Here is a 21,936-nt window from a genome sequence, read left to right on the forward strand (position 1 = left end):
CAACTCCTCAGTTAACGCTCTTCGTGAATCAGGCTTCCGGTCAGGATGCAAAACACGCCCATTAAATCGGCATGGCGAATGGTGACGGCCGTTTGCTCATTGACCTTCGGTTTGGCGTGGTAAGCAATGCCCAGCGCCGAGGCTTTGATCATCGGCAAATCATTCGCCCCGTCACCCACGGCGACGGTTTGTTCTGGCGCAATCCCGAACCGCTTCGCCAGTTTTTTTAACGTCTCGGCTTTGTACTGGGCATCCACAATCTGGCCCAGCACTTCACCCGTGAGTTTACCGTCGCGGATTTCCAGTTCGTTAGCCGCGATGGCCGACAGATGCAGCTTGTCGCGCAGGAACTCCGCAAAATAGGTAAAGCCGCCAGAGGCGATAGCCACTTGCCAGCCCAGCGCCTGCAATTTTTTGGTCAGCGTGGTTAAGCCTGGCATTAACGGTAGCTCATCGCGCACCTGTTTAAGAATATTGGCGTCGGCATCTTTCAGCTTGCCCACGCGCTGGCGCAGGCTGGCGGTAAAATCCAGCTCGCCGCGCATCGCCCGCTCGGTGACCTCTGCCACCTGCTCGCCGCAGCCCGCCAGTCTGGCTATCTCGTCGATACATTCGATTTGGATCGCGGTGGAGTCCATGTCCATGACCAGCAGGCCCGGCGTTTTCAGATGCGGGATTTTCCCGAGCGGTGCCACATCCAGCGCCAGATCGTGCGCCAGTTTGCTGGCAAACGGCGTCAGGGAACCTGCCAGACGAATCACCTGGTAGTCGTCTACGTTCCAGGCACTGACGATCACCATCGCGGCGCCAAGCTGGTGCTGATAATCGGTCAAACGCTGTTTATCCAGGCCGCGACCATAGAGTAACCAGCCGGTTCGACCCGCACGGTAGTCCAGCGGCATGACTTCGTCACCGCTGAGTGAAAGGGGCAACCCCGGCCAGAGAGAGACATCAGCAGGCAGATCGCACCAGGTAAGATGATTTGACATCAGGGCTCCTGTAGGAACAACAAAACCACGCAAGAGGCTACCTTGTCTGCGCTGCTTCTGGCAACATAATATCCAGGCTTTCTGTCGTAACGTGATTCGGATAATTAATGGCTAAAACCGCACTGAAATTTCGCTTACATCGCACGGTGATCGTTTTGATTTCGCTGGCGCTGTTAGTGGTGCTTATGCAAGGCGCATCCTGGTTTAGCCTTGGCCATCAGATGGCGCGTTCTGAACAGGCAGAAGAGCTGGCTCAAACGCTGACCCGCCAGGTGGCGTTCAGTCTTAAGCCCCTGATGGATAACAGCGAAGACAACCGCAGTCAGATTGAAGCCATTATTAATCAGATGACCGAAAACAGCCGTATTCTGGATGCGTCCGTCTATGCAGGCGATGGCAGCCTGGTGGCGCACAGCGGCGAAAATATTAACGTGCGCGATCGGCTGGCGCTGGATGGCAAACGCGCGGGAAGCTACTTCAATCACCAAATCGTTCAACCGCTCACCGGCGGCAACGGCCCCGCAGGGTTTCTGCGGGTGACGCTGGATACGCACGTGCTGGTCACCGAATCGCGTCAGGTGGATAACACCACGAATATTCTGCGCCTGATGATGCTGCTGGCGCTGGCGATTGGCATCATCCTCAGCCGTACGTTACTGCGTGACCGCCGCACGCGCTGGCAGCAGTCTCCGTTCCTGCTCACGGCCAGTACGCCTGTGGAAGAGGATGATGATGAGGACGAGAAAAAGGACGATACCGCAAACCCCTCGGTCTGACGCGACGGCCCGGCGCGGTTTACTTTACCGCCTGCCAGACATTGCTCTCATGCCTCACCAACTCACTCGATGAAAAAAGGCCCGTCTTAAGGGCCTTTTCCTTTCCAGATCCGCGTGACGCGCCAGGATCAGCCTTTTAGCAGCGCTTCCAGCTCGGATAACGTATTCACCCGCCAGTCCGGTTTGATCGATTCGGGCAGCGGGCGCGAGCCGTGGTCGATCCAGCAGGTTTTAACGCCCGCATTCATGCCGCCGAGGATGTCTGATTCTGGCGTATCGCCAACCATCAACACGCGATCGCGTTGCGGATGTCCCATCTGTTCGAGCGCATAGTCAAAAATCCTGGCGTCAGGTTTAGGCACGCCCACTTCTTCTGACACCACCAGTGCAGAGAAGTACTCGAGAAAGCCGGTACGCTCCAGACGACGCTGCTGCAGCGCGGTAAAGCCGTTGGTGATGATGCCCATTTTGACGCGGCCGTGCAGCAGCGTCATCAGGCTGACTGCACCCTCGAGCGGCAGACAAATTTCCGCCATGGCTGACAAAAAGCCATCGTTAAGGATCGCCGGTGCCACGCTGAGTTTCTGCCCCCAGCCGACAAAACGGCGGGTCTGGAGCTCCAGTGCAGACAGCTGGCCATTTTGATACTCCACCCAGAGTGGCTTGTTGACCGCCTGGTAATCCGCAAAATCCTGGTCGGTGAACTGCACATCGTATCCGGCAAACAGACGTTGCAGGCCGGCAAACGAGTCAAAGTGAAACAGCGTGTCATCCGCATCAAACAGGATGCAATCCCAGTTATCTAACATCAAAACTCCTCAGAAACGGCTACAGCGTGAGCGCCATGATCAGTGCATCTTCACGGCCGCTGGCGGTGGGATAATAGTGGGGACGGCGGCTGACCTGGTTGAAATCCAGCTGTTCGTACAGCGCGATGGCGGGTGCATTTGACGCACGCACCTCCAGCCACAATGTCATGACATCGCGCGCAATCAGTTGATCGATTAAATGCTGCAGCAGCGCCCGGCCAAGGCCGCGCCGTTGATAAGCCGGGTCGACAGCAATATTAAACAGCGACGCTTCATCCAGAACCACCTGGGTGATCGCGAAGGCGGCCATCTGGTTATCGACATCCAACCGCAGATTCAGAAAACGTTCGCCCTGATTGCTGTTAAAGGTCTCTTCGCGCCAGGGGAATGCATGGCTGCGACATTCAATAGCAAAGGCCTCGGGAATCGCGTCAGGCGTGAGGAAAGAAATGGCTGTCATGTTCACACATCTGTTGCCAGAGCGCGCGCCGGGCGGCACCGCTGCTAAGCAGTTCATTAAAAGAAGCGCTGGTTAAAGCAACGCCATTAAAGGTTTGTTCGCTCTCAACGCCCAATAGCCAGCCCGCGCAGTTGAGCGTTTCCGGCAGCATTTGCAGCTGGTCAGGCGTCACAGTCATCACCTGCGTCGGTTTGAGACTGAGCGTGTGCAGGACATCACGCAGGATGGGTTCCTGCAAACCTGGCGGATTCTCCGCCACAATAATCAGCTGCGTATCCGGCAAAAGCCGTACGGCGATCTCGCCCTGGAGCACGCGCGGGCGGCGCAGTTGATACTGCGTAATCCCCATTTGCTGTAAAAGCCAGTCGCGCCTGGACGTCATGATATACCTGCTTTGCTCGCTGAATGCGACGCTATGCTAGCAAACCCATCGAACATGCGCCAACAAACCACTATAATCTCCGCTCAGATCTTACAGGAGCCCTACATGTCTGCTTTTACCCCGGCCAGCGAAGTCATTCTGCGCCACAGTGATGAATTTACCGCCCGCCACGTTTTATTTGCTGGCGATCTGCAGGATGACCTGCCCGCACAGCTTGAGACCGCCTCTTCACGCGTGCACACTCAGCAATATCATCACTGGCAAAACCTGAGCCGCCGTATGGGGGAACAGGCGCGTTATGGACTGGTCGCTCAGGCAGAGGATGTTCAGGGCTGCGATACGCTGGTTTACTTCTGGACCAAGAACAAACCGGAAGTGCAATTCCAGTTACAAAATCTGCTGTCTCTGCTGCCGGTTGGCTGCGATGTCTTTGTGGTAGGCGAAAACCGCAGCGGCGTGCGCAGTGCGGAAGGGATGCTGGAGCAGTGGGTGACCCTGGAAAAAATCGACAGTGCACGCCGCTGTGGTCTTTATCATGGTCGTCTGGAGAAGCAGCCAGCCTTTGATGCATCGGCCTTTGGTAACAGCTACCAGCTGGATGATCTGACCATTCATACGTTACCCGGCGTATTCAGCCGCGACGGTCTGGATGCGGGCAGCGCATTACTGCTATCCACGTTCACGCCGCACACCAAAGGGAAAGTGTTGGATATCGGCTGCGGCGCAGGCGTGATCGCCGCGTCGTTACCGGCGCATTCACCTAAAGTGCGCCTGTGGCTGTGTGACGTACATGCCGCCGCCATCGAGGCCAGTAAAGCCACGCTGGCCGCTAACGGCCTGGAAGGCGAAGTCTTTGCCAGTAACGTCTTTTCCGACGTGACCGGGCGCTTTGACATGATTATCTCTAACCCGCCGTTCCATGAAGGCACGCAGACCAGCCTGGATGCCGCCCAAACGCTAATCCGGGGTGCCGTTAAGCACCTGAACAGCGGTGGAGAGCTGCGCATTGTCGCGAACGCCTTCCTGCCTTATCCCCAGGTGCTGGACGAAGCCTTTGGCAATCACGAAGTGCTGGCGCAAACCGGCCGCTTTAAAGTTTATCGTGCGGTTTACGGTCGCGGAGCCAAAGCCCGTTAATACATTTTCTCTGCCTTTTTCGCCGTTTTAGCGCGTCGCCAGGCTGAAAACGTCGCTTTTTGCAGCGATCGTTTCCGTCTGGCGAAATATGTGTTGACGCACTGAGTAAAATCTCTAAAATGCGCCTCCGTGGTTGTAATACGGTAACGTATTGCGGGTATGCGAAGGTGGCGGAATTGGTAGACGCGCTAGCTTCAGGTGTTAGTGTCCTAACGGACGTGAGGGTTCAAGTCCCTCTCTTCGCACCAAAATCACATATTTCATATCGCGAGCACTGCGCGAAGGTGGCGGAATTGGTAGACGCGCTAGCTTCAGGTGTTAGTGTCTTAACGGACGTGAGGGTTCAAGTCCCTCTCTTCGCACCATTGCGGTGATATGAAAAGACAACTCGATGCGAAGGTGGCGGAATTGGTAGACGCGCTAGCTTCAGGTGTTAGTGTCTTAACGGACGTGAGGGTTCAAGTCCCTCTCTTCGCACCAACGTTGTCATTCCCACTCTATTATCCCTGCATTTTCCTTTCCCTTGCCTTACCCGTTTCACTCCCCGGACAGACTACAGCCCGCTGAATTTGAAGCCTGTTGCCGCAATGCCGCCTGCCAGCGCGAGACAGGAAGGCAGCAATACATAGTGCCGCATGCGCTGATTAAACAACATAAGCAGGGTGAGCAATAACGCGATTAACATCACGATGCGCCACTGCTCAAAGGTAGGCTGCCATGCTGTTATTACCGGTATTGCCGCACATGCCAGCATACTTCCCCATGCACTATCCAGTTTGATACCGCGCATTGCCTTCCCCCTGACCACCTGTGAGCCGTTTTAGTCAATCCGATATGATAACCATTCCCATTAGCATATGATAATAATTCTCAACTTTCAGCTTGTTTTTTTACAGGCGGGCGGGAAGATGACAGCTAAACAAGAAAATGTTAAATTGCAACCGATTACACTTTTTATAACAGCAATATAATGCCTGTCGACCGGCTGAAATCCTGCGCCGGTTTTTGCTTTGTTATTTCAGGGCCGTCACGAGTATGAATAATGAAAATAGAATCTTATGATGAATTGAAACACAGCAAATACCGCCTCTCGTTGATGCTCTTTTTGTTTTTAAACGCATCCGTTTCGCTATTTTGTCTGCTCCCTTTGGCCGAAAATAATGAAACACAAATCACCGTGCCGGTGATGATGGTGGCGTTCTTTAGCCTGACCATGCTGAGCACGTGTTTAATAAAAACTAAACTAAAATTACCGCTGTTAAATCCCGTCGCGCTCATCCTGGGCGCGTTATGGGCATGGCATATTCAGTATCGCTATCATTCTGTTTTAATTGACGATGGTGTTTTTTTGATTGTCAGTCTGCTGTGCGTTTTTTTTATCAGCGCCATTGCACTGAGCGATTATTTGGTCGCGTTTTGCCTGCACATTACCCCTTCCATGTTAACAGTGCTCATGCTGGATCACGGGCAACATCTGCCGTTGATTTTATTGACGATTGCCTTACCCTTGATTGGCTTTTCATTGCAACATCTGATGCGACGCCGTTCGGAAGACTTTACGCTGCGCTTAATGTATCAATTGTATGAAGAAAAAGAGTCATTCAGCGACCTCAGTATGCTCGATCCCTTAACAGGCTTATATAACCGACGCGGACTGAAAAATCGCCTTGATAACATTCTGGATAATCATGTCGGCAGTCATTATGTGTTGCTGTTAGATATCGATCACTTTAAGGCTTACAACGATAATTATGGTCATGCGATGGGTGATCAGGCGCTGGCACGCGTTTCGGTTGCCATTCGCGATGCGGTACGCTCACGCGATGTGGTAACACGTTACGGCGGAGAAGAGTTTTTAGTATTAATGACCAACGTCAATGCATCAATCGCTATGAAGCTGGCGGAAAGAATTCGCCAATATGTGGTGAATCTGGAAATTCCCCATTTGTTTAATGAGCGCGTTTCGACGCATGTCACCATTAGTGCAGGTATTGCGCCGATTTACGACAATGAATTTGATCAGGCCGTTGCCAATGCTGATCGCGCATTATACGTCGCAAAAAATCGGGGGCGAAATACGATTCTGGCCTGGGAAGATCTGCCCGGTGTTCCCAGCCCCGCGACGAGTGACGTCATATAAGTGCGTGCCGGATAGCCATGTTATCCGGCGGCACTTAGTGAAAACAGGAAGAGATAAAACCGTGCCAGCCCCTTAGCGCCCTCTCGTTTTGCCTCCGCCCTTCCCCAGCCCTCTCGCCGCTATGCATTCTGTTACCTATTCTTTCTCTCTCTCGTTTACACCGCTGCGGGCTTGTGGCAATTTTTACGCCTTCAATTAGCATGGAGAGAAAAATGAGCCTGGAGTCTGTACGCCAGTTTTTTGCCGAGCGTGCGCCGGAAATCGACATCATTGAGATGCCTTACAGTACGGCAACGGTAGAAATGGCGGCTCGCGTTCACGGTGTGGCGCCGGGACAAATCGCCAAAACCCTTTCCCTCAAGGTCAAGAATGAGGTGATCCTGGTGGTGACCCGTGGCGATGCGCGGCTAGACAACCGCAAACTCAAAGCCGTCCTGGGTGCCAAAGCGCGGATGTTAAGCGTGGACGAAGTGATCAACTGGACCGGGCATCCGGTTGGCGGGGTTTGCCCTTTTGGCCTGGAAAATCCGGTCACGGTATATTGTGATATCTCGTTAAAAAGCTTTGATGAAGTGTTGCCCGCCGCGGGCGCGGTTCACAGTGCCGTACGCATTTCGCCGCAGCAGATGGCTGAACTTACTGCGGCAAAATGGGTAGACGTCTGTGAAACGCGTTAATGTGTCTGCTTTGCCATCGCGCCGGAAATTTTAATTCCGCGCGTTTCGCGGCCAAAGGCGACAAAAACACAAATCAATACGGCCACGGTTCCCGCTACGATGGCCATACCGAGCCCGTAGTTGCCACCGTGCGCTTCAGCAATACGTGACTGCAGCGTCGCGTTGACGGACGCAATGAGATTACCTAACTGATAAACAAAGCCGGGCAATACCGCTCTTGCATTCCCCGGCACCAGTTCGTTCAGGTAAGTCGGTATCACGCCCCATGCGCCCTGCACCATAAACTGCATCAAAAAGGCACCAAGACCAATAGCCCATGAACCGCTGGAAAAGGCCCACAGCGGCAGCACCGGCAGCGTCAGCAATGCGGCGATAATAATGGCTTTCTTGCGGCCAATACGTTCAGACAGCGTGCCGAAGAAGATGCCACCCAGCATAGCGGCAATGTTATAGCTGATGGCAATAATACTCACGGTGTGGGCATCAAACTGGTGCTGCACTTTCAGGAAGGTCGGGTAAAGATCCTGCGTACCATGACTAAAGAAGTTAAAGCAGGCCATTAACAGCACCATGTAGATGCAGATTTTCCAGTGCTGGCGCAGTATCGGCATCAGTGCGCTGCTCTCTTTGCGCTCACGTGCCGCCAGCCACACGGGCGATTCAGGGACGTTGAAATAGATAAAGGGTAACAGCAGAATCGGAACAGCCCCGATGAGGAACATGCCGCGCCAGCCCACCGCATCAAAAAATAAACCAAAGACGATGGACGCGAGCAGGTAACCGCACGGATAGCCGGCCTGGAAAAGTCCCGACATCAGACCGCGGGAGCGATCGGGAATGGTTTCCATTGCCAGCGAAGAGGCCACGCCCCAAATGCCGCCCATGGCTATACCATAGAAAATGCGGAAAGCCAGAAATGCAGCGAAGGTCGGTGACCAGGCAGACAGCAGTTCGAACACGGAGAAAAAGACAATGTTCAGCATTAAGATCGGCTTACGGCCATATTTCTCCGCCATCCGCCCAAACAGTAGCGCGCCAATCGGGCGCACCGCCAGCGTTAGCATGATGGCGACGGACACATCGGTGACAGAATTGTGGAAGTACTGAGCAAGGTTACTCAGTACAAACACCAGAATAAAAAAATCGAATGCGTCCAACGTCCAACTGGCAAAACAGGCGAAAGCCACGTTGCGCTGGGTCGATGTCCAGTCAAGCATACACGTCTCCTCTGTGAGACACTCTGGCGCATCGCCCATAACGTTCCTGGCCGCTGTCGGAGAGTGATGTAATTGTTAATCAAATGTATACATCATGTTCTAGAGGAGAGCGTACCGCGCAATTGTCAGGCAGTGGATCAGGCTGTAAGAAAGCGTGTCTGACGGCAGAGAATCCAGGCGACGAATCGCCTGGGTTTTACTCGGGGAGGTGGTTAAAGGCCTGCTCAATGATTGACAGCAGGAGCGCGTTATCCACACTGTGCAACACATGCACCAGCGCGCCGGCGTCAGGCGGAATACCCACGTCCAGACGCAGTGGCTGCCGATAGCGCCAGGTTTTACCGCGCGTCGCGCCCGGACGAAGCTCAATATCAACACGGTAGTCCGTTCCCCATGCCACGCGCTGATTAAGCAGCCAGGCGACGACCAGCGCATCATGGATCCAGCATCCGGCCAGTTGACGGGTTTGCATTGAGTAGTCGATCCAGGGCTGCAAGGTGTCATGCACAAAGCGCGTCAGCGGATGTTCGCGACAGGTCATGCGCGTCAGATCGTCCTGAGTCAGCAGCGTTTGCGTGGTGACATCCATGGGGACCAGCGTAATGGCGGCGCCGCTGTGTAATACCTGATGAGCAGCTTCCGGATCGATGCCGAAATTGGTGTCTTTGATGTAATCATCCAGCGCAAAAACGCCGCCCATAATCACTATCTCTGCCACCGATTCTGCCATGTCCGGAAAACGCTGCATGGCCAGCGCCACATTGGTGAGTGGGCCAATCGCAATCAGCGTGATTTCGCCGGGGTTATCGCAGATGAGTTGCCCCATCGCCTGCGCGGCATCCGTTGCATCGGCCTCTAACATGGCAGGCTGAGGAACGCCCTGCCAGAGTGACAGCAGATTGAGCTGTTCAACCCGCTTGTCCAGCACAGCGCGCCAGGGGCCGGGATCTTCACACAATGCCTGACGGGCACCCTGCACGACAGGCACGGCACAGCCCAGCCGTGTCACCAAATCTTTGGCGACCCGCGCACCGACATCACTCGGCGTATTCCCTGCTACGGTGGTAATTAATTCTAACGACAGCCCTGGTGAGGCTAATGCCAGAGAAAGTGCAAGGCCGTCATCCGTGTTCGCCCCTGCAATACCATTCCCCGGATCACAATCAATAATCAGTCTTTTCATTATTTGGTTTATTTACTCTGGCCTGTGATGGCCGACAGCCACAAGATTCACCAATTTCAAGATGGTGTGGAAACGATTCAATGCGTGCCTCGCCATTCCACTGTTTCAACATATGGATAGCGCAGCGTGCCATCTCTTTTACCGGCTGACGCACGGTCGTTAATGCCGGAACGTGATAGGCAGACTGTTCTGTGCCATTAAAGCAGACCAGCGCGACATCTTTCGGCACGCGAATGCCGTGCTGACTCAAGGCGCGGATACAGCCAATGGCCTGGCCTTCGTTACTGGCAAACAGCGCGCGGGGCAGCTTCTGGCTGGCTATCATGCGTAGCGTTGCCTGATAACCGCCCTCACGGGTATAGGTAGTGGGGAAAATCAGTGATTCATCAATCTGTACATTGTGCGCCTGCATCGCGTCACGCCAGCCCTGAATACGATCCTGGGCATTGAGCATATCCAGCGGTCCGCTAATCATGCCGACCTGCTGATAACCATGGCTCAGCAAATGTGCGCACACCTGAAAGGCGGCTTGTCGCTCATCCACCCGTAACATGCTGACCCCGGGCTGCGCTTCAACCCGATCAAGCATAACCAGCGGTGTCCCGCTGGCTGTGATGATATCAATGAAAGGATGGCGATCCACGCTGTTATAAAACAGGCCGTCGACCTGACGATTCAGTAGCCCCTGAATCAGCTCCAGCTCCCGTTTGCGATCGTCGCCTGCATCACCAAGCAGCATTACATGCCCGTGATTGAGCGACTCCTGCAGCAGCATGTGCGCCATCGACGCGACAAAGGGGTTGCTGATATTCGGCACCACCAGCCCAAAGGTTTTGGTGTGGCCTGACGCCAGGGCGCGGGCGGCGGCATTCGGGCGATAGCCGGTTTGCTCGATGGCGGCAAGCACCCGCTGACGGGTGGCATCCGCGACCGGGCGTGGTCCGTTATTAATGACGTAACTGACCACGGCAACCGAGGTCCCTGCGGCTTTTGCCACGTCGTTGCGCGTGACCGTCGTTTTTACCGGTTTCGCCACTTCGCCCTCCTCATCTAATGCCGCTTGCCATGTAACTTCATCGTATTCAGATGGCGTCCTCTGGCAGATTAAGATCGCGCCCGCGCGTTTCCGGTGCCACAAAGGTGGTCAGGAAACCAATGGAAGCCATCGCTGAGAAATAGATCGCAATGGACCACCAGTGCCCGGTGTACGACAGCATCGCCGCCGCCACCAAAGGTGCAGTGCCACCTGAAATAATCGAGCCCAGCTCTTTGGCCACGGCCATCTTAGTATAACGGTGGTTCACGCCAAACAGTTCCACGCCCCAGGCCGCCTGAACGCCAAAGATGCCCAGAGAAGCCAGCGCCATGCCCACCACGATAACCGGGATAACAATCGCAGGTTCGCGCGTATCCAGCAGCGTAAAGGCTGGCCAGGCATAAATCATCAGCAACAGGCAAAAAATCCGATAAACGACCCGGCGACCGAAGCGGTCTGACAGCCAGCCGGCCAGGGGAATAATCAGGAAGCCGAGCAGCGAGGCAATAAAGACCGCCGTGGTCGGCACGGATTTATCGACCATCAGGACCTTAGCGACATACCCGACGATAAAACCCTGCGCCAGATAAGAGGGACCGTTTTCGCCAATACGTAAGCCGACCATGGTCCAGAAAGCACGGGTACGCTGAAAGAAGGGGCGCGTATCAACCGTCTGATGCTGCGTGGCGATAAGGTTCGCCCGCTCCGCTTCCAGTTGCGCTTTCTTGCGCTCGAACACCGGGGTTTCCCGCAGGTTGCGGCGGATCCACAGTGCCACAAGGGCAATGACGGCGCTGCTCAGGAAGGGAATACGCCATCCCCATTCCAGCAGGCTTTGTTTATCCATCTGCACCACCAGCAGCCAGACAAGCGATGCCAGCAGCGTGCCGCTGTTAGAGCCGAGGGCGATAACGGAAGACACCAGGCCACGCCGCTTAACCGGCGCATATTCTCCCAGCATCACGGTTCCGCCGGAAAGCTCAGCGCCTGCGCCAAACCCCTGACTGAAACGTAGCAGAACCAGACAGGCAGGCGCCCAGATGCCAATGGAGGCGTAGCTGGGAATCAAGCCGATTAGGGTTGTGGATGCGCCCATCAGAATAATGGTGGTTACCATGACGACTTTGCGACCTTTTCGATCGCCCAGCCAGCCAAAAAATAACGCGCCGATGGGGCGGGCAACAAATCCAACCGACCAGGTTGCAAAGCTGGCAAGCAGCGCCATGGCGGGGGTTTGTTCAGGAAAGAAAACATCACCGAAGATAATGCCGGCGGCGAGGCCATAGAGTGCGAAATCCGCGTACTCCATTGCCGTCCCTAACCAGCATGAAACCGTCGCGCGCCAAAAATCTTTGCGGCCGGCTGGGGTAGTAAACCGCTCATCAGCGGCGGAGGTGGAAGGCTGTGCTGCCTGCTGCGTAACGGAGTGCTGTGGCGTCATAAACGCTGTCCCTTGAAAATATGCAGATCGATAAATGCCATTCCGAGAGACGGTTCCCTGACTGCGAGCAGAACGCCCCGGTGGCGACATTCAGTTGGCTAACCATGATGAAAGGAAAGTTAAAGATTCCCTGGTGTTGGAATCCGCAGTATCGCGAGCTTCGCCGCTGTATATTTCAGCGGTCGTATTAATCTGGCGAATGTAACTTGATCCTCGATCGGCCTACCGTGCATCGAGCACCGTGAGCAATCACTGGAAGCTAGTGTATCTACGCGCGTAGATAAATCAATAGCCTTTGAGAAAATTTGTTAGATTTCCTTCACTATCAAGCTTCATTAATATGCCATTTTAAGCGCAAAATCAGGCGGTTAATCCCGACCCGGCGCACAAAAAAACAGCATACACCGGAACCAGAGGCACTTTTCTTTTAACATTAAGCCAAACTGGCTGTCTGACCCTTTCATCGCCTGATGTTGTCGCACATTGGTGTGACTGCCTGATGACAGCACAGGAAGCGATTGCCACATACCGCATCCTCAGATATACCTGACTGGCGCATAAACCGGAGAACGCCGTTAAATCATTATGACCATTATCCTGATGCGACATGGTAAACCTGACCACCCTTTTGCCGGACGTTTAAGCGCACAGGGGCTGGCAGACTGGTGTGAAGCCTATGATCTGTCACTGGTGAGCGATGGCCCGCCCGATCGCAGCATCAGCATCGCCAGAAAAGCGGCGGTTGTGGTCTGCAGTCCTCTGCCCCGCGCCCACTCTTCGCTGGAGCGCCTCGGACTGCATCCCCATCACGTTGATGCGCTGTTCAGTGAAGTCGGTATTCCTTTGCTCCGGGCTGATCGCATTCAGTTACCCACCTTTGTCTGGCAGGCCATCCTGCGCGCCATGTGGTTTTGTGGCTATGCCGGGGAGACCGAGTCGCTGCAGCATGCGCGCGCCCGCGCCTCGCGTGCCGCCGATCGCCTGATCGCCCTGTCGCAGCAGGGTACGGTTTTGCTGCTGGGGCACGGCATTATGAACAAGATAATTGCCCGTGAATTGCGTAAGCGCGGCTGGCAGGCGGAAAAACACGCCAGCAGCCGCCACTGGAGTTCGGCCATCTACCATCGCCCCTTTATTTAACCAATTTGAAAGTAGCTCAGCGTTTCGTAGCCAGCCCCCACCTCGGTTGTCGCAAGAACGGTTTTCTGCACCAGATCAATGACGCTCAGCGTCCGGTTATCATCATGGGTGATCAATAGCCGTTTCTTGTCCGGACTGAAACAGCCATCCAGCGGCTGGTGAGTCAGCGCTATATGCCCCAAAGGATTCAGTAATTCATCAAAAAGCGTGACGATGGGTTCCTGGTGCCCGATCGCCATCAGATACTCGCCATCCGGACTAAAGCGAACCTTCTGACAGGGCTGTTGATGGCCAGGAAGCGCCAGACGCTGGCGGATTCGATGGCTCTGGCGATCGACGACATAGAGCAGCGGCACATCGGCGGCGCTGGCGATGAGATAGGGATGCCTGGGTGATGCAGTAAGGCCTGAAACCGGGCCGGGCATCAGGATGGTATCAATGACTCGCCCTTCCGCTTCGCACAGGTCGACGACGGTAATGGTGGCATCCTGCTCATTGTCGGTAAAGAGCTTGCGGCCGCTGGGCGAAAGCGTCAGGCGATGGGTATTATCAAGCGGAATGGGAATCGTCTTTTCAACGCGGTGGGTAAGGGGATCGATCACCACCACGACAGTAGGATTTTCGCAGCACAGATACACTTTGCCGTCGCGCCCTAACTGACCGCTGTGCGGCGCTTGTGACGGTGAGAGATCGATATAGTCATTAATCGCCCGCTGTCGTAAATCAATGACCGCCACTTTATGGCCAGGATGAGGCGCATCGCCTTGCATATCGTCACCGTACAGAGGGAGAAAAGCCTTTTCCCAGGGCGCGAGCATCAAAAGCTCGTGCAGTCGCGTTGGGATAACGTCCACGGCCTGGCTGACGTCAAAGGTGTCAGGATCGAGAAACAGCGCCCGTCTGGTTTGCCTGTCAATCGCCAGTAATCCTCGAGATTCAAACGGCATGTCATCTCCTTTTCGTCTGTATAGCTAAAGCGTAGACAATGACTGTCAGGCTGCGCACATCTGTAAATTCATTAATCATGCTGAATATTTCACTTATCTCGATTCCGCACTGATGCTCATACTCGCGCACTGTTTATCGGTTTCATGACAGAAAAACGCCCCCTCTGTCGATATAAAGATATTGCCATAGCGGAATAAAACATTAGCGTAAATAAATATTTATTTTTATTTCAGGCGAAGGCTTATTTCCGTTTTATCCTAAAGTTTCCATCAGGAATAGCGAATTGTTGAATTGTGTTCTATTAAATAAATGAGTCGCGGCCGCTCACGTCACGCTTGTGCACAGAAACTGTCGTGGCTCGCCATTGAACCATCACCGGGGAAATACAATAAAAATTGCGCAGCGCAGCATGTCTGCGTTTATGGCGGTTTATATACGGGATGACAGCTTAAGCCCTTATTTTGCCGACTGGCATAAACACTATAATCAAAATAACAGGTGAAACATGAATTCACACCGCCGTTCCTTGCATCATCTCTGGCGTCAATGGGAAAAACTTGCTTTCACCAGCCGCATGCTGTGGACGATTAAACAACACCGGGCCGTAAGCGCGCCTGAATACGATCCTACGCTGGAACAGGACGTGCTGCTGGAATCCGTACCTAAGACCCTGCCTGCCATTGCTAAAAAAGTCTGGCTGTACTGGCCCGGCGACCGGCTACCTGCTTCCGTTGCCCTTAACGCCAGTAAAATTTGCCGTGATAATCCGGATCATGAGATCCACCTGCTTACCCCTCAGACGCTGGGACAGTGGCTGCCGGATGTGCAATTTGTCTCTTCCGATCTGACTCCGCAGCTAAAAAGCGACATCATCCGGCTGGAGCTATTATTACGCTACGGTGGCATCAGCATCGACTGCAACACGTTGCTGTTCGAGGATCTTGCCTGGGTCCATCAGGCCCAAAGCGACCGCCCCATGGATGTGCTGGGATATTATCGTCAGCAAAACACGGTTAACCCACTCAGACCGATGATTGAAACCGGCTTTATCGCGGCGCCTGCTCAAAACCCCTTTATTCGTGAATGGCTGAAACAACTGGCCCCGGTAAAATACGTGGGGAGACAAAACTATCTGCTGGAGTTAATGAAACGCAGTGATTTCCCTGCAGTGCAACAGAATCTCAGCAACCCCGGTGACGAACTCACGGCGCTGGCACATCAGTTGGCTATGGATGAGCATCGTCGGGTTAATACCAGGTTACGTAAAGCGGAAGCCAGCGTCGGCTATTATCAGCAGGTGCATGCTGGCAGCAACGATGCCTGTGTGCGCTCTGTTCTGTTTCAGCAGCGTCCGCTCACGCCGCCGCCGGTCATCCGGCTCAGTGACAGTGCGCGCGCGCACCTCGATTTTAACCTGCGGTTACGCTTTTACAATCGTGCCAGCCTGGTCGGAGAAGCGATGCACGACAGCCCATCCTCTCCCGCCAGACTTTCAGCGCCGCAGGAACAACGCGCGTAATCCGCCCCCTGCCCGGCCGTTTCATTAGAAATCGCCGGGCACTTCGCCCCTGTTTAACGTCGAATTGACTGTACTGTGAGTCTGCAGCCAAATCTGCGCAGAGATGTTGCAGCCTGATGACAGCCACTATAGATTGAGTCAAAAATCCATGGAATGTCCCCCTGTTGATAAGAGACATATTCATACGATAAGAGGATTTGACGTTGTCTGAATTCGTGTCAGTGATACTTTTTCTGACCGCGATTGCTGTTTATTCCTGTAAAGCAGGCCGAAGCAGAATCTGGTTTTCCCTCACCTTGTGCTTGTTAATGCTGTTCGTGCTGCTCAACGCCACGCTGTTCGCCAGTAATTATTTTACCGGCGACGGCATTACTGACGCTGTAGTGTATACCCTAACGAACAGCCTCACCGGTGCGGGCCTGAGTAAATACGTTGTGCCCGCCCTTGGGCTGGTCATCGTGCTGTTTTTACTGTTTTGTGCCCTGTCATGGCTGCTGTGCCGCCGTGAGCGGCCCTTTCATTCAGGCTGGAGCCTGGTGGCTTTTGCCTGTGCCGCCGGCGCGGTACAAACAACGCCAGCCTTTCAGCAAGTGAGTTCTCTCATTACCTCGCACTCACTGCGCGAAAACTCCGACTTTGCCACCGTCTATAAAGTCCCGAAAAAGCGCATTGCGCAGCCCGCACTTAACGTGGTGTATATTTATGCTGAAAGCCTGGAGCGGACCTACTTCGACCCGATTGCCTTCCCTGGGCTGGCTCCCGAACTCAGCCGGGAAAAAGAGCAAAGCATCGACTTCACCCAGACCGAGCAGCTTCCCGGCACGGATTACACCATTGCCGGTATGGTCGCATCGATGTGCGGTATCCCGCTTTTTGCCCCTTTCGACGGAAATGCTTCCGCCTCCCTTTCCAGTTTTTACCCACAGAACGTTTGCCTGGGCGATATTTTAAAAAATTCCGGTTATGAAAACTGGTTTATTCAGGGCGCTGACCTGCGCTTTGCGGGTAAAGATGTCTTTTTACGTTCTCACGGCTTTGACCCTGCGCGCCTGTACGGTTCACAGGAACTCAAAGACAAGGTTAGCGATCCCACCTACCGCAACAACTGGGGTTATTACGACGATACCGTGTTGGACGAGGTGTTTGAAACCTATGAGGCACTTTCGCGCCAGCAGAAACGTTTTGCGCTGTTTGCGCTCACGGTGGATACGCATCATCCTGATGGGTTTATTTCCCGAAGTTGCCAGCGCAAAAGTTACAGCTATGCGGGCAAGCCAAATCAGTCGTTCAGCGCCGTATCCTGCTCGCAGGAGCATATCGCACGCCTGATTGCCCGTATTAAGGCCTCTCCCTGGTTTAAGAATACCGTGATTGTGGTGGCATCCGATCATCTGGCCATGAACAACACGGCGCATCCCTTTCTGATCAAGCGTCCTCGTCACGATCTGTTTATGGTGATCCGTGGCGATCAACCGCAGGCAGAAGTGATAGATATGAAACGCAGTACGCTGGATAACGGCGCGACGTTACTGGATATTCTGGGCGGCGACAATGCGATAGGTTTGGGACGTAGCAGCCTGTCTGCAGTGTCGTTGTCGAGCCAGTTTGAGGATATGAAAACCAAAGTGTTGAGCTGGAAAGCCGATATCATTCAGCTGTGGAACTTTCCCAAAAAGATCGACAGCATCACGCTGGATCAGACGAAAAATACGCTCAGCTTTTCCGGGGCCAGCTTTGCCTTGCCCATTCTGCTGCGGGTGACGGAGAAGCATGTAGAGCCACTGCCTGAGGGGGAATATTCGGCGCCTTTACGTTATCAGCTGGCCGACTTTACCTCGGCGGAAAAGTTTGTCTGGGTCGATCGCTGCTTTAAAATTGCCCGTATCTGGCAACCGGCGCTGGCCCTGTCCAGCGACTGGTGCCTGGCAATGGGCCAGCTCGCGGGCCATCCCTCCGTCATGCGTATGGATAGCCCCCTGTGGAAAGGAAAGGTGCAGTTCCCGGCAGGCCCCCAGAACGATGCAAACTATCAACATGCCGTGGCGCAGCTGCGCATCGACGATAATGCGATTCGTTATGATGCCGACAGCTTTCTGTTCGCGGTTCCCGGCGCACCCGCAAGCGTGAAGCAGTTCAGCGGCCTTTCCCGTACGGAAAACTGGGGCCGCTGGTCAAACGCCAATCTTGCCCCGGAAGTGACCATAGAATTCGTTAACCCTTTGCCCGCCAGATTTGATCTGGTGATTACCGCTCGCGCCTATGGCCCCAATGCGCACCGACCCACAAGGGTGCAGGTAGGCGACACAAAACAGCCTCTGATGCTGGGAGAAGAAGCATCAACCCAGACGCTGCGTTTTGATAACACCCGCGGAAGCCATCGGTTAACGTTTACCCCACCAGAGCCGCAACTCAGCAATCTTAACAACATCGCAGGTCAGGACCCACGCAAACTCGGCATCGGTCTGATTACGTTAAAGGTTGTCCCCGTTCCCTGATGTTTATTCACGATGACGGTTAGCCCCCACCTTTTACACTGCCTGGTAAGCGGGCTGTGTAAAAGAGGCTAACTGACAACTTTTTTTTTGCGGCCCACCCCGCAAAAAGATGAAAACTACGCGTTTAACTAATTGATATAATGGAATTTATTTCGCAATATGTTTTTTATCTTCTGTGACCAGACCGGCTCTCCTGACATGATATTCAAATAACGTGATGAATCGGGAAGGCTCTTGAATGACACTCACCATGATGAATACACACAAAGCGTTTAAACGTTTACAGCGCGCAGGCATCAACGATCGCCAGGCAGAAGCGATGGTGGATATTTTTTCGGCATTAAAGCAGGACAATGCGCTGTCCCGTGCTGATGTCATGCAGGCTTTTCAGCGTCAGAATCAGCATATCTTTTCGCTAAGCACGCAACTGAAGAAAACGGAGTCGTGCCTCAGAACCGATGTGGATGAACTCAAGGCAGACGTCAGCGTACTCAAAACGGACGTTGCCGTGCTCAAGACCGATGTCAGCGTACTCAAGACCGACGTCGCCGAGCTCAAAACGGATGTCAGCGTACTCAAGACCGACGTCGGGAGTTTAAAAAACGATATGCGTTGGGTACAGCGTCTGCTGATGATCATGACCACCACGTTGCTTATGGCGACCATTAAATATGTGCTTGCCTGAGCCGTTACCCGCGCTTCAGGCCTTAACCTCGCAGAGTTTCCAGCTTTTCACGCTGTCGCCCGTCGGCTGTAAAGTTAGCCTCTGCCAGCCAGCGTTCCAGCCCATTTTTAACAGCTGGCCATTCACTGTCGATGATTGAGAACCAGCTTGTATCGCGCGTGCGGCCTTTATAAACGCGGGCCTGACGAAATTCACCTTCAAAGCGAAATCCCAGCCGAAGCGCGGCCCGACGCGAAGGCAGATTACAGCTGTCACATTTCCATTCATAACGCCGGTAGCCCAGTTGCTCAAAGGCATAACGCATCAGAAGAAAATGCGCTTCGGTCGCCATTCTTGTTTGCTTTAGCAATCGGGAAAAGGTGACATATCCCACTTCCATCACCCCATTTTGCGCATCAACACGCATCAGCGATAGCGTTCCGACGGCCTTACCGGTTTCAACATCAATGACGCTGAAATGCAACGGATCCTGACTCGCCTCCATCGTAGCAGCATGGGTGAGCCAGGCGGCTTCATCATTAAACGGCCCATCAGAAAGATAGGTCCAGTCACGGCCATCTTCTGCCAGCGACCAGGCCTGCCAGAGTGCTTCAGCATGCGAAGCCACGCTAAAGGGCTCCAGACGGCAAACCTGACCTTGAAGCACCTCACGCTGAGGTAAGGGACGTGGCTGCCAGTCGGGCATGGATTGCCCTACAGGTTGACCATACTGATTGACGTGTTGCGACATCATGCCTTCTCCATTGCAGTGAATAAAAACACGTTGCCATGTTGCAAACACGTTGAGAAGTCATCACTGATAAAAAAGACAGAAATAGAAAACGGCCGCTTAACGCGGCCGTTGAAAGAAGAGATAACTAACAAAGCGCCGCAGGACTATCCGCGGAAGAAGATATCGCCGGATTTACCCATAACGATCTTACCGGTGTCGTTAGTAATCAGAATGTAATTGGCATTGATATAAGCCCAGTGGGTATCTGGCTGAGGCGCAGGCAAATTACGTTTCTGCCACTCGGTGATGGTGTAAGTCTTGCTGCGGTACTTATCAGGCACGGTATCACCGATTTTATGCTCTTTATAATCAATGATAATAGTGCTGAGATCGTAATTTGGCTTGCCTGGATTGCCTGCTGACTGCGAAGGCGTTGTTGGGGTAATACCGTCGTTAGAGTCAGAACTCATCGGCGCCTGCGGCTGGGCAGGTGCTGCAGCACCGGGCTGCGCGTTGTTATCGCCAGGTTGAGCGGTTGGATTAGCCGGTTGAATCTGCGGCGGCGGTGGCACATTGTCGGTGGTTTCACCCGCAGCCTGAGCGGCGGGGATCAGGCTCAGCGAGCCGAACAGTAAACCAGCTGAAATAAAAGCAATTTGAGTCCTGCGCATAATAATTTCCACATTGAATTGATTTTAATAACAGTAGACTACTCTGAAGACAATCTAAACAGGGCTGCGGTTCCGTCACTCATAAAGGTAAGTGTAAGGAATCACGACTCATTCTGGACCCAACCTACACCTTACCTGTCTTTCTCTGCCAGGTTAAGCAACAATGTGATACCAAGATAGTTGCTCCAGGTAAACGCGTTTTGCAGTACCACGATGGCATTGCCTGCCTGCTTGTCAAAACCGATAAAAGCCGAATAACCACCAATATAGCCGACCTGATAGGTAATGTTCCTTCCTGCCAGCCTGTCTGTAACCCAGGCGATATTCTGCGTCTGTGCGCCCTGCTGATACACGCCTTTATTGATCTCAGCAAAGGCACGATTACGCGCCGGATCGCTGCCCGCAGTGAGATGTGCACGCAGATAGACGCTCAGATCCCGTGCGTTGCTGTAAAGACTGCCCGCCGCGACCATATTACGCTGGAAACGCCAGTCCGGGGTGAGATCACCGCGCGGGATAAGCTTTGGCTGATCGCCAGCATGCCCTAACGCCCGTGTGGAAAAACCGCTTAAACGCTCAGGCACAAAGCTGGTGTTGTTCATTCCCAGCGGTCGGAAAATCCGTTGGTGGGCAAGCGTTTCAATATCACTATGGCAGCGTTCACGCAAAATATAGCCCAGCAGCGCATAGCCAAGGTTAGAGTATTGCGCTCCCCGCTGACGCGGCGCAGAAAAATCCGCCAGGTATTCCAGAACGTCATCACTATCCAGGTTGCCATAAAAGTTCTGACCGCTGCGCAGATAGCCCATAAACTGCATAAACATCGGCAAATCCATATCCTGACGCGGCAAACCCGAGGTATGGGTCACTAACTGTAATAGCGTGATTTGACGTGCATCCTGGCTCAATCTGACGTCAGAGGGCAACAAATCGGCCAGCGTGTCACTCCAGTGCAGTTGGCCTTCGTTAACCAACTCAATAATCACCTCTGCGGTTACGCCTTTACTCAGTGAGCCGAGCGCAAATAAGGTTTCAGGCGTAATCGGATAGCGATGTACGTCATCGGTGACACCCGCGCTGTAAAACAAGGTGGGATTAAGATGATGGATAATTGCAATACTGATGCCGGACACCTGTTTACGCTGCATATAATGGCGCACCAGATCGTCCAGGTTGTCATGAAAATCGCTGTGCGTCAGATAAAGCTTGTCGCCTGCTGGCGCAGAGGTCTGCGACAGCGTGCCGCAGGCAGCCAATAACAGCGCGCTTATCATCAGAACTGCACTGCGTCTAAACAGGTGCCCGCATTCGCTCAACAGGCGGTGTAACCTCTGGGGGTATACTCTTTTCTGGTCACGTCCTCGCGCCCATTTTATTGTTGTTATCAGGCACTGACGAACGTTCATATCAGCATCATGCTGGGGGATTATTCCGCTGTGCTTATATCGACACAGATTAGCCAAATCTTTATGCTTCTGGTCATCGTTTCCTACTGAAGGATGTCACCCCTGGCAGGACA

The 21,936-nt window shown here is 53.7% G+C and carries 21 protein-coding genes and 3 tRNA genes; 11 read left to right on the forward strand and 13 right to left on the reverse strand.

The window, feature by feature from the left end; translation table 11 throughout:
* Nucleotides 1-11 precede the first annotated feature (11 nt).
* Entirely contained in the window at nucleotides 12-989 is a 978-nt protein-coding gene (serB, locus tag PAGR_RS18355; protein WP_014595282.1) for a phosphoserine phosphatase, read from the reverse strand.
* A 107-nt stretch (nucleotides 990-1,096) separates the two neighbouring features.
* Here serB and PAGR_RS18360 point away from each other — a divergent pair, with 107 nt between their 5' ends.
* On the forward strand, nucleotides 1,097-1,765 hold the full coding sequence (locus PAGR_RS18360; RefSeq protein WP_014606645.1) for a YtjB family periplasmic protein: 669 nt from the start codon (nucleotides 1,097-1,099) through the stop codon (nucleotides 1,763-1,765).
* Between the two features lie 128 nt (nucleotides 1,766-1,893).
* On the opposite strand, the gene yjjG is transcribed toward PAGR_RS18360, so the two are convergent.
* The 3 genes from yjjG to PAGR_RS18375 are packed head-to-tail and all read right to left on the reverse strand — an operon-like array spanning nucleotide 1,894 to nucleotide 3,416.
* On the reverse strand, nucleotides 1,894-2,574 hold the full coding sequence (yjjG, locus tag PAGR_RS18365; protein ID WP_014606646.1) for a pyrimidine 5'-nucleotidase: 681 nt from the start codon (nucleotides 2,572-2,574) through the stop codon (nucleotides 1,894-1,896).
* 19 nt (nucleotides 2,575-2,593) lie between these two features.
* Complete coding sequence (rimI, locus tag PAGR_RS18370; protein WP_014606647.1) at nucleotides 2,594-3,034, reverse strand: ribosomal protein S18-alanine N-acetyltransferase; 441 nt, start codon at nucleotides 3,032-3,034, stop codon at nucleotides 2,594-2,596.
* Nucleotides 3,006-3,416, reverse strand: coding sequence for a DNA polymerase III subunit psi (locus PAGR_RS18375; protein WP_013024509.1), 411 nt, complete (start codon nucleotides 3,414-3,416; stop codon nucleotides 3,006-3,008). The genes rimI and PAGR_RS18375 overlap by 29 nt, the downstream gene beginning before the upstream one ends.
* A gap of 105 nt (nucleotides 3,417-3,521) precedes the next feature.
* On the opposite strand from PAGR_RS18375, the gene rsmC reads away from it, so the two are divergent.
* The 4 genes from rsmC (at nucleotide 3,522) to PAGR_RS18395 (ending at nucleotide 5,033) form a co-directional block, all read left to right on the forward strand.
* Nucleotides 3,522-4,553 carry a 16S rRNA (guanine(1207)-N(2))-methyltransferase RsmC gene (rsmC, locus tag PAGR_RS18380; RefSeq protein WP_014606648.1) on the forward strand — a complete coding sequence of 344 codons (1,032 nt, stop codon included), beginning with the start codon at nucleotides 3,522-3,524 and terminating at the stop codon, nucleotides 4,551-4,553.
* Between the two features lie 161 nt (nucleotides 4,554-4,714).
* A tRNA-Leu gene (locus PAGR_RS18385) sits at nucleotides 4,715-4,801 on the forward strand.
* Between the two features lie 30 nt (nucleotides 4,802-4,831).
* Nucleotides 4,832-4,918, forward strand: a tRNA-Leu gene (locus PAGR_RS18390).
* A 28-nt stretch (nucleotides 4,919-4,946) separates the two neighbouring features.
* Nucleotides 4,947-5,033 (forward strand) — tRNA-Leu (locus tag PAGR_RS18395).
* 73 nt (nucleotides 5,034-5,106) lie between these two features.
* Here the strand turns inward: PAGR_RS18395 and PAGR_RS18400 are convergent.
* Nucleotides 5,107-5,343, reverse strand: coding sequence for a DUF1435 family protein (locus tag PAGR_RS18400; protein WP_014606649.1), 237 nt, complete (start codon nucleotides 5,341-5,343; stop codon nucleotides 5,107-5,109).
* A 252-nt stretch (nucleotides 5,344-5,595) separates the two neighbouring features.
* Between PAGR_RS18400 and PAGR_RS18405 the strand changes: the two genes are divergently transcribed.
* Together PAGR_RS18405 and PAGR_RS18410 are read left to right on the forward strand one after the other, a co-directional pair.
* Nucleotides 5,596-6,693: a GGDEF domain-containing protein gene (locus tag PAGR_RS18405; RefSeq protein ID WP_014606650.1), complete on the forward strand. Its 1,098-nt coding sequence runs from the start codon at nucleotides 5,596-5,598 to the stop codon at nucleotides 6,691-6,693.
* Nucleotides 6,694-6,905: 212 nt separating this feature from the next.
* Complete coding sequence (locus PAGR_RS18410) at nucleotides 6,906-7,370, forward strand: YbaK/EbsC family protein (protein WP_014606651.1); 465 nt, start codon at nucleotides 6,906-6,908, stop codon at nucleotides 7,368-7,370.
* Here PAGR_RS18410 and PAGR_RS18415 read toward each other — a convergent pair.
* From PAGR_RS18415 to PAGR_RS18430, 4 genes are all read right to left on the reverse strand, one after another.
* On the reverse strand, nucleotides 7,367-8,587 hold the full coding sequence (locus PAGR_RS18415; RefSeq protein WP_014606652.1) for an MFS transporter: 1,221 nt from the start codon (nucleotides 8,585-8,587) through the stop codon (nucleotides 7,367-7,369). The two genes, PAGR_RS18410 and PAGR_RS18415, sit on opposite strands and share 4 nt — an antisense overlap.
* 196 nt (nucleotides 8,588-8,783) lie before the next feature.
* A complete protein-coding gene (locus PAGR_RS18420; protein ID WP_013024503.1) occupies nucleotides 8,784-9,770 on the reverse strand; it encodes a nucleoside hydrolase in 987 nt (328 codons plus the stop codon).
* Nucleotides 9,751-10,806: a LacI family DNA-binding transcriptional regulator gene (locus tag PAGR_RS18425; RefSeq protein WP_014595275.1), complete on the reverse strand. Its 1,056-nt coding sequence runs from the start codon at nucleotides 10,804-10,806 to the stop codon at nucleotides 9,751-9,753. Before PAGR_RS18425 ends, PAGR_RS18420 begins: the two co-directional genes overlap by 20 nt.
* A gap of 46 nt (nucleotides 10,807-10,852) precedes the next feature.
* On the reverse strand, nucleotides 10,853-12,247 hold the full coding sequence (locus PAGR_RS18430; protein ID WP_014606653.1) for an MFS transporter: 1,395 nt from the start codon (nucleotides 12,245-12,247) through the stop codon (nucleotides 10,853-10,855).
* A gap of 585 nt (nucleotides 12,248-12,832) precedes the next feature.
* Between PAGR_RS18430 and PAGR_RS18435 the strand changes: the two genes are divergently transcribed.
* Nucleotides 12,833-13,387: a histidine phosphatase family protein gene (locus PAGR_RS18435; protein WP_014606654.1), complete on the forward strand. Its 555-nt coding sequence runs from the start codon at nucleotides 12,833-12,835 to the stop codon at nucleotides 13,385-13,387.
* Here PAGR_RS18435 and PAGR_RS18440 read toward each other — a convergent pair.
* Nucleotides 13,384-14,334, reverse strand: a complete 951-nt coding sequence (locus PAGR_RS18440) for a YncE family protein (protein ID WP_014595272.1) — start codon at nucleotides 14,332-14,334, stop codon at nucleotides 13,384-13,386. The genes PAGR_RS18435 and PAGR_RS18440 overlap by 4 nt on opposite strands.
* A 506-nt stretch (nucleotides 14,335-14,840) precedes the next feature.
* Here PAGR_RS18440 and PAGR_RS18445 point away from each other — a divergent pair.
* The 3 genes from PAGR_RS18445 to PAGR_RS18455 all read left to right on the forward strand — a co-directional run bounded on the left by PAGR_RS18445 (nucleotide 14,841) and on the right by PAGR_RS18455 (nucleotide 19,034).
* Complete coding sequence (locus PAGR_RS18445; protein WP_013024498.1) at nucleotides 14,841-15,854, forward strand: glycosyltransferase family 32 protein; 1,014 nt, start codon at nucleotides 14,841-14,843, stop codon at nucleotides 15,852-15,854.
* Between the two features lie 203 nt (nucleotides 15,855-16,057).
* Complete coding sequence (opgB, locus tag PAGR_RS18450) at nucleotides 16,058-18,349, forward strand: phosphatidylglycerol--membrane-oligosaccharide glycerophosphotransferase (protein ID WP_014606655.1); 2,292 nt, start codon at nucleotides 16,058-16,060, stop codon at nucleotides 18,347-18,349.
* Nucleotides 18,350-18,599: 250 nt separating this feature from the next.
* On the forward strand, nucleotides 18,600-19,034 hold the full coding sequence (locus PAGR_RS18455; protein ID WP_230957789.1) for a CCDC90 family protein: 435 nt from the start codon (nucleotides 18,600-18,602) through the stop codon (nucleotides 19,032-19,034).
* A gap of 22 nt (nucleotides 19,035-19,056) precedes the next feature.
* Here PAGR_RS18455 and PAGR_RS18460 read toward each other — a convergent pair whose 3' ends face one another.
* From PAGR_RS18460 to PAGR_RS18470, 3 genes are all read right to left on the reverse strand, one after another.
* Entirely contained in the window at nucleotides 19,057-19,764 is a 708-nt protein-coding gene (locus PAGR_RS18460) for a GNAT family N-acetyltransferase (RefSeq protein ID WP_024472367.1), read from the reverse strand.
* A 146-nt stretch (nucleotides 19,765-19,910) separates the two neighbouring features.
* Nucleotides 19,911-20,417: an RcnB family protein gene (locus PAGR_RS18465; protein ID WP_014595268.1), complete on the reverse strand. Its 507-nt coding sequence runs from the start codon at nucleotides 20,415-20,417 to the stop codon at nucleotides 19,911-19,913.
* Between the two features lie 131 nt (nucleotides 20,418-20,548).
* A complete protein-coding gene (locus tag PAGR_RS18470; protein ID WP_014606657.1) occupies nucleotides 20,549-21,691 on the reverse strand; it encodes a serine hydrolase domain-containing protein in 1,143 nt (380 codons plus the stop codon).
* Between the last annotated feature and the right edge of the window lie 245 nt (nucleotides 21,692-21,936).

The organism is Pantoea ananatis PA13, assembly GCF_000233595.1.
In the GTDB taxonomy this organism is placed as follows: domain Bacteria; phylum Pseudomonadota; class Gammaproteobacteria; order Enterobacterales; family Enterobacteriaceae; genus Pantoea; species Pantoea ananatis.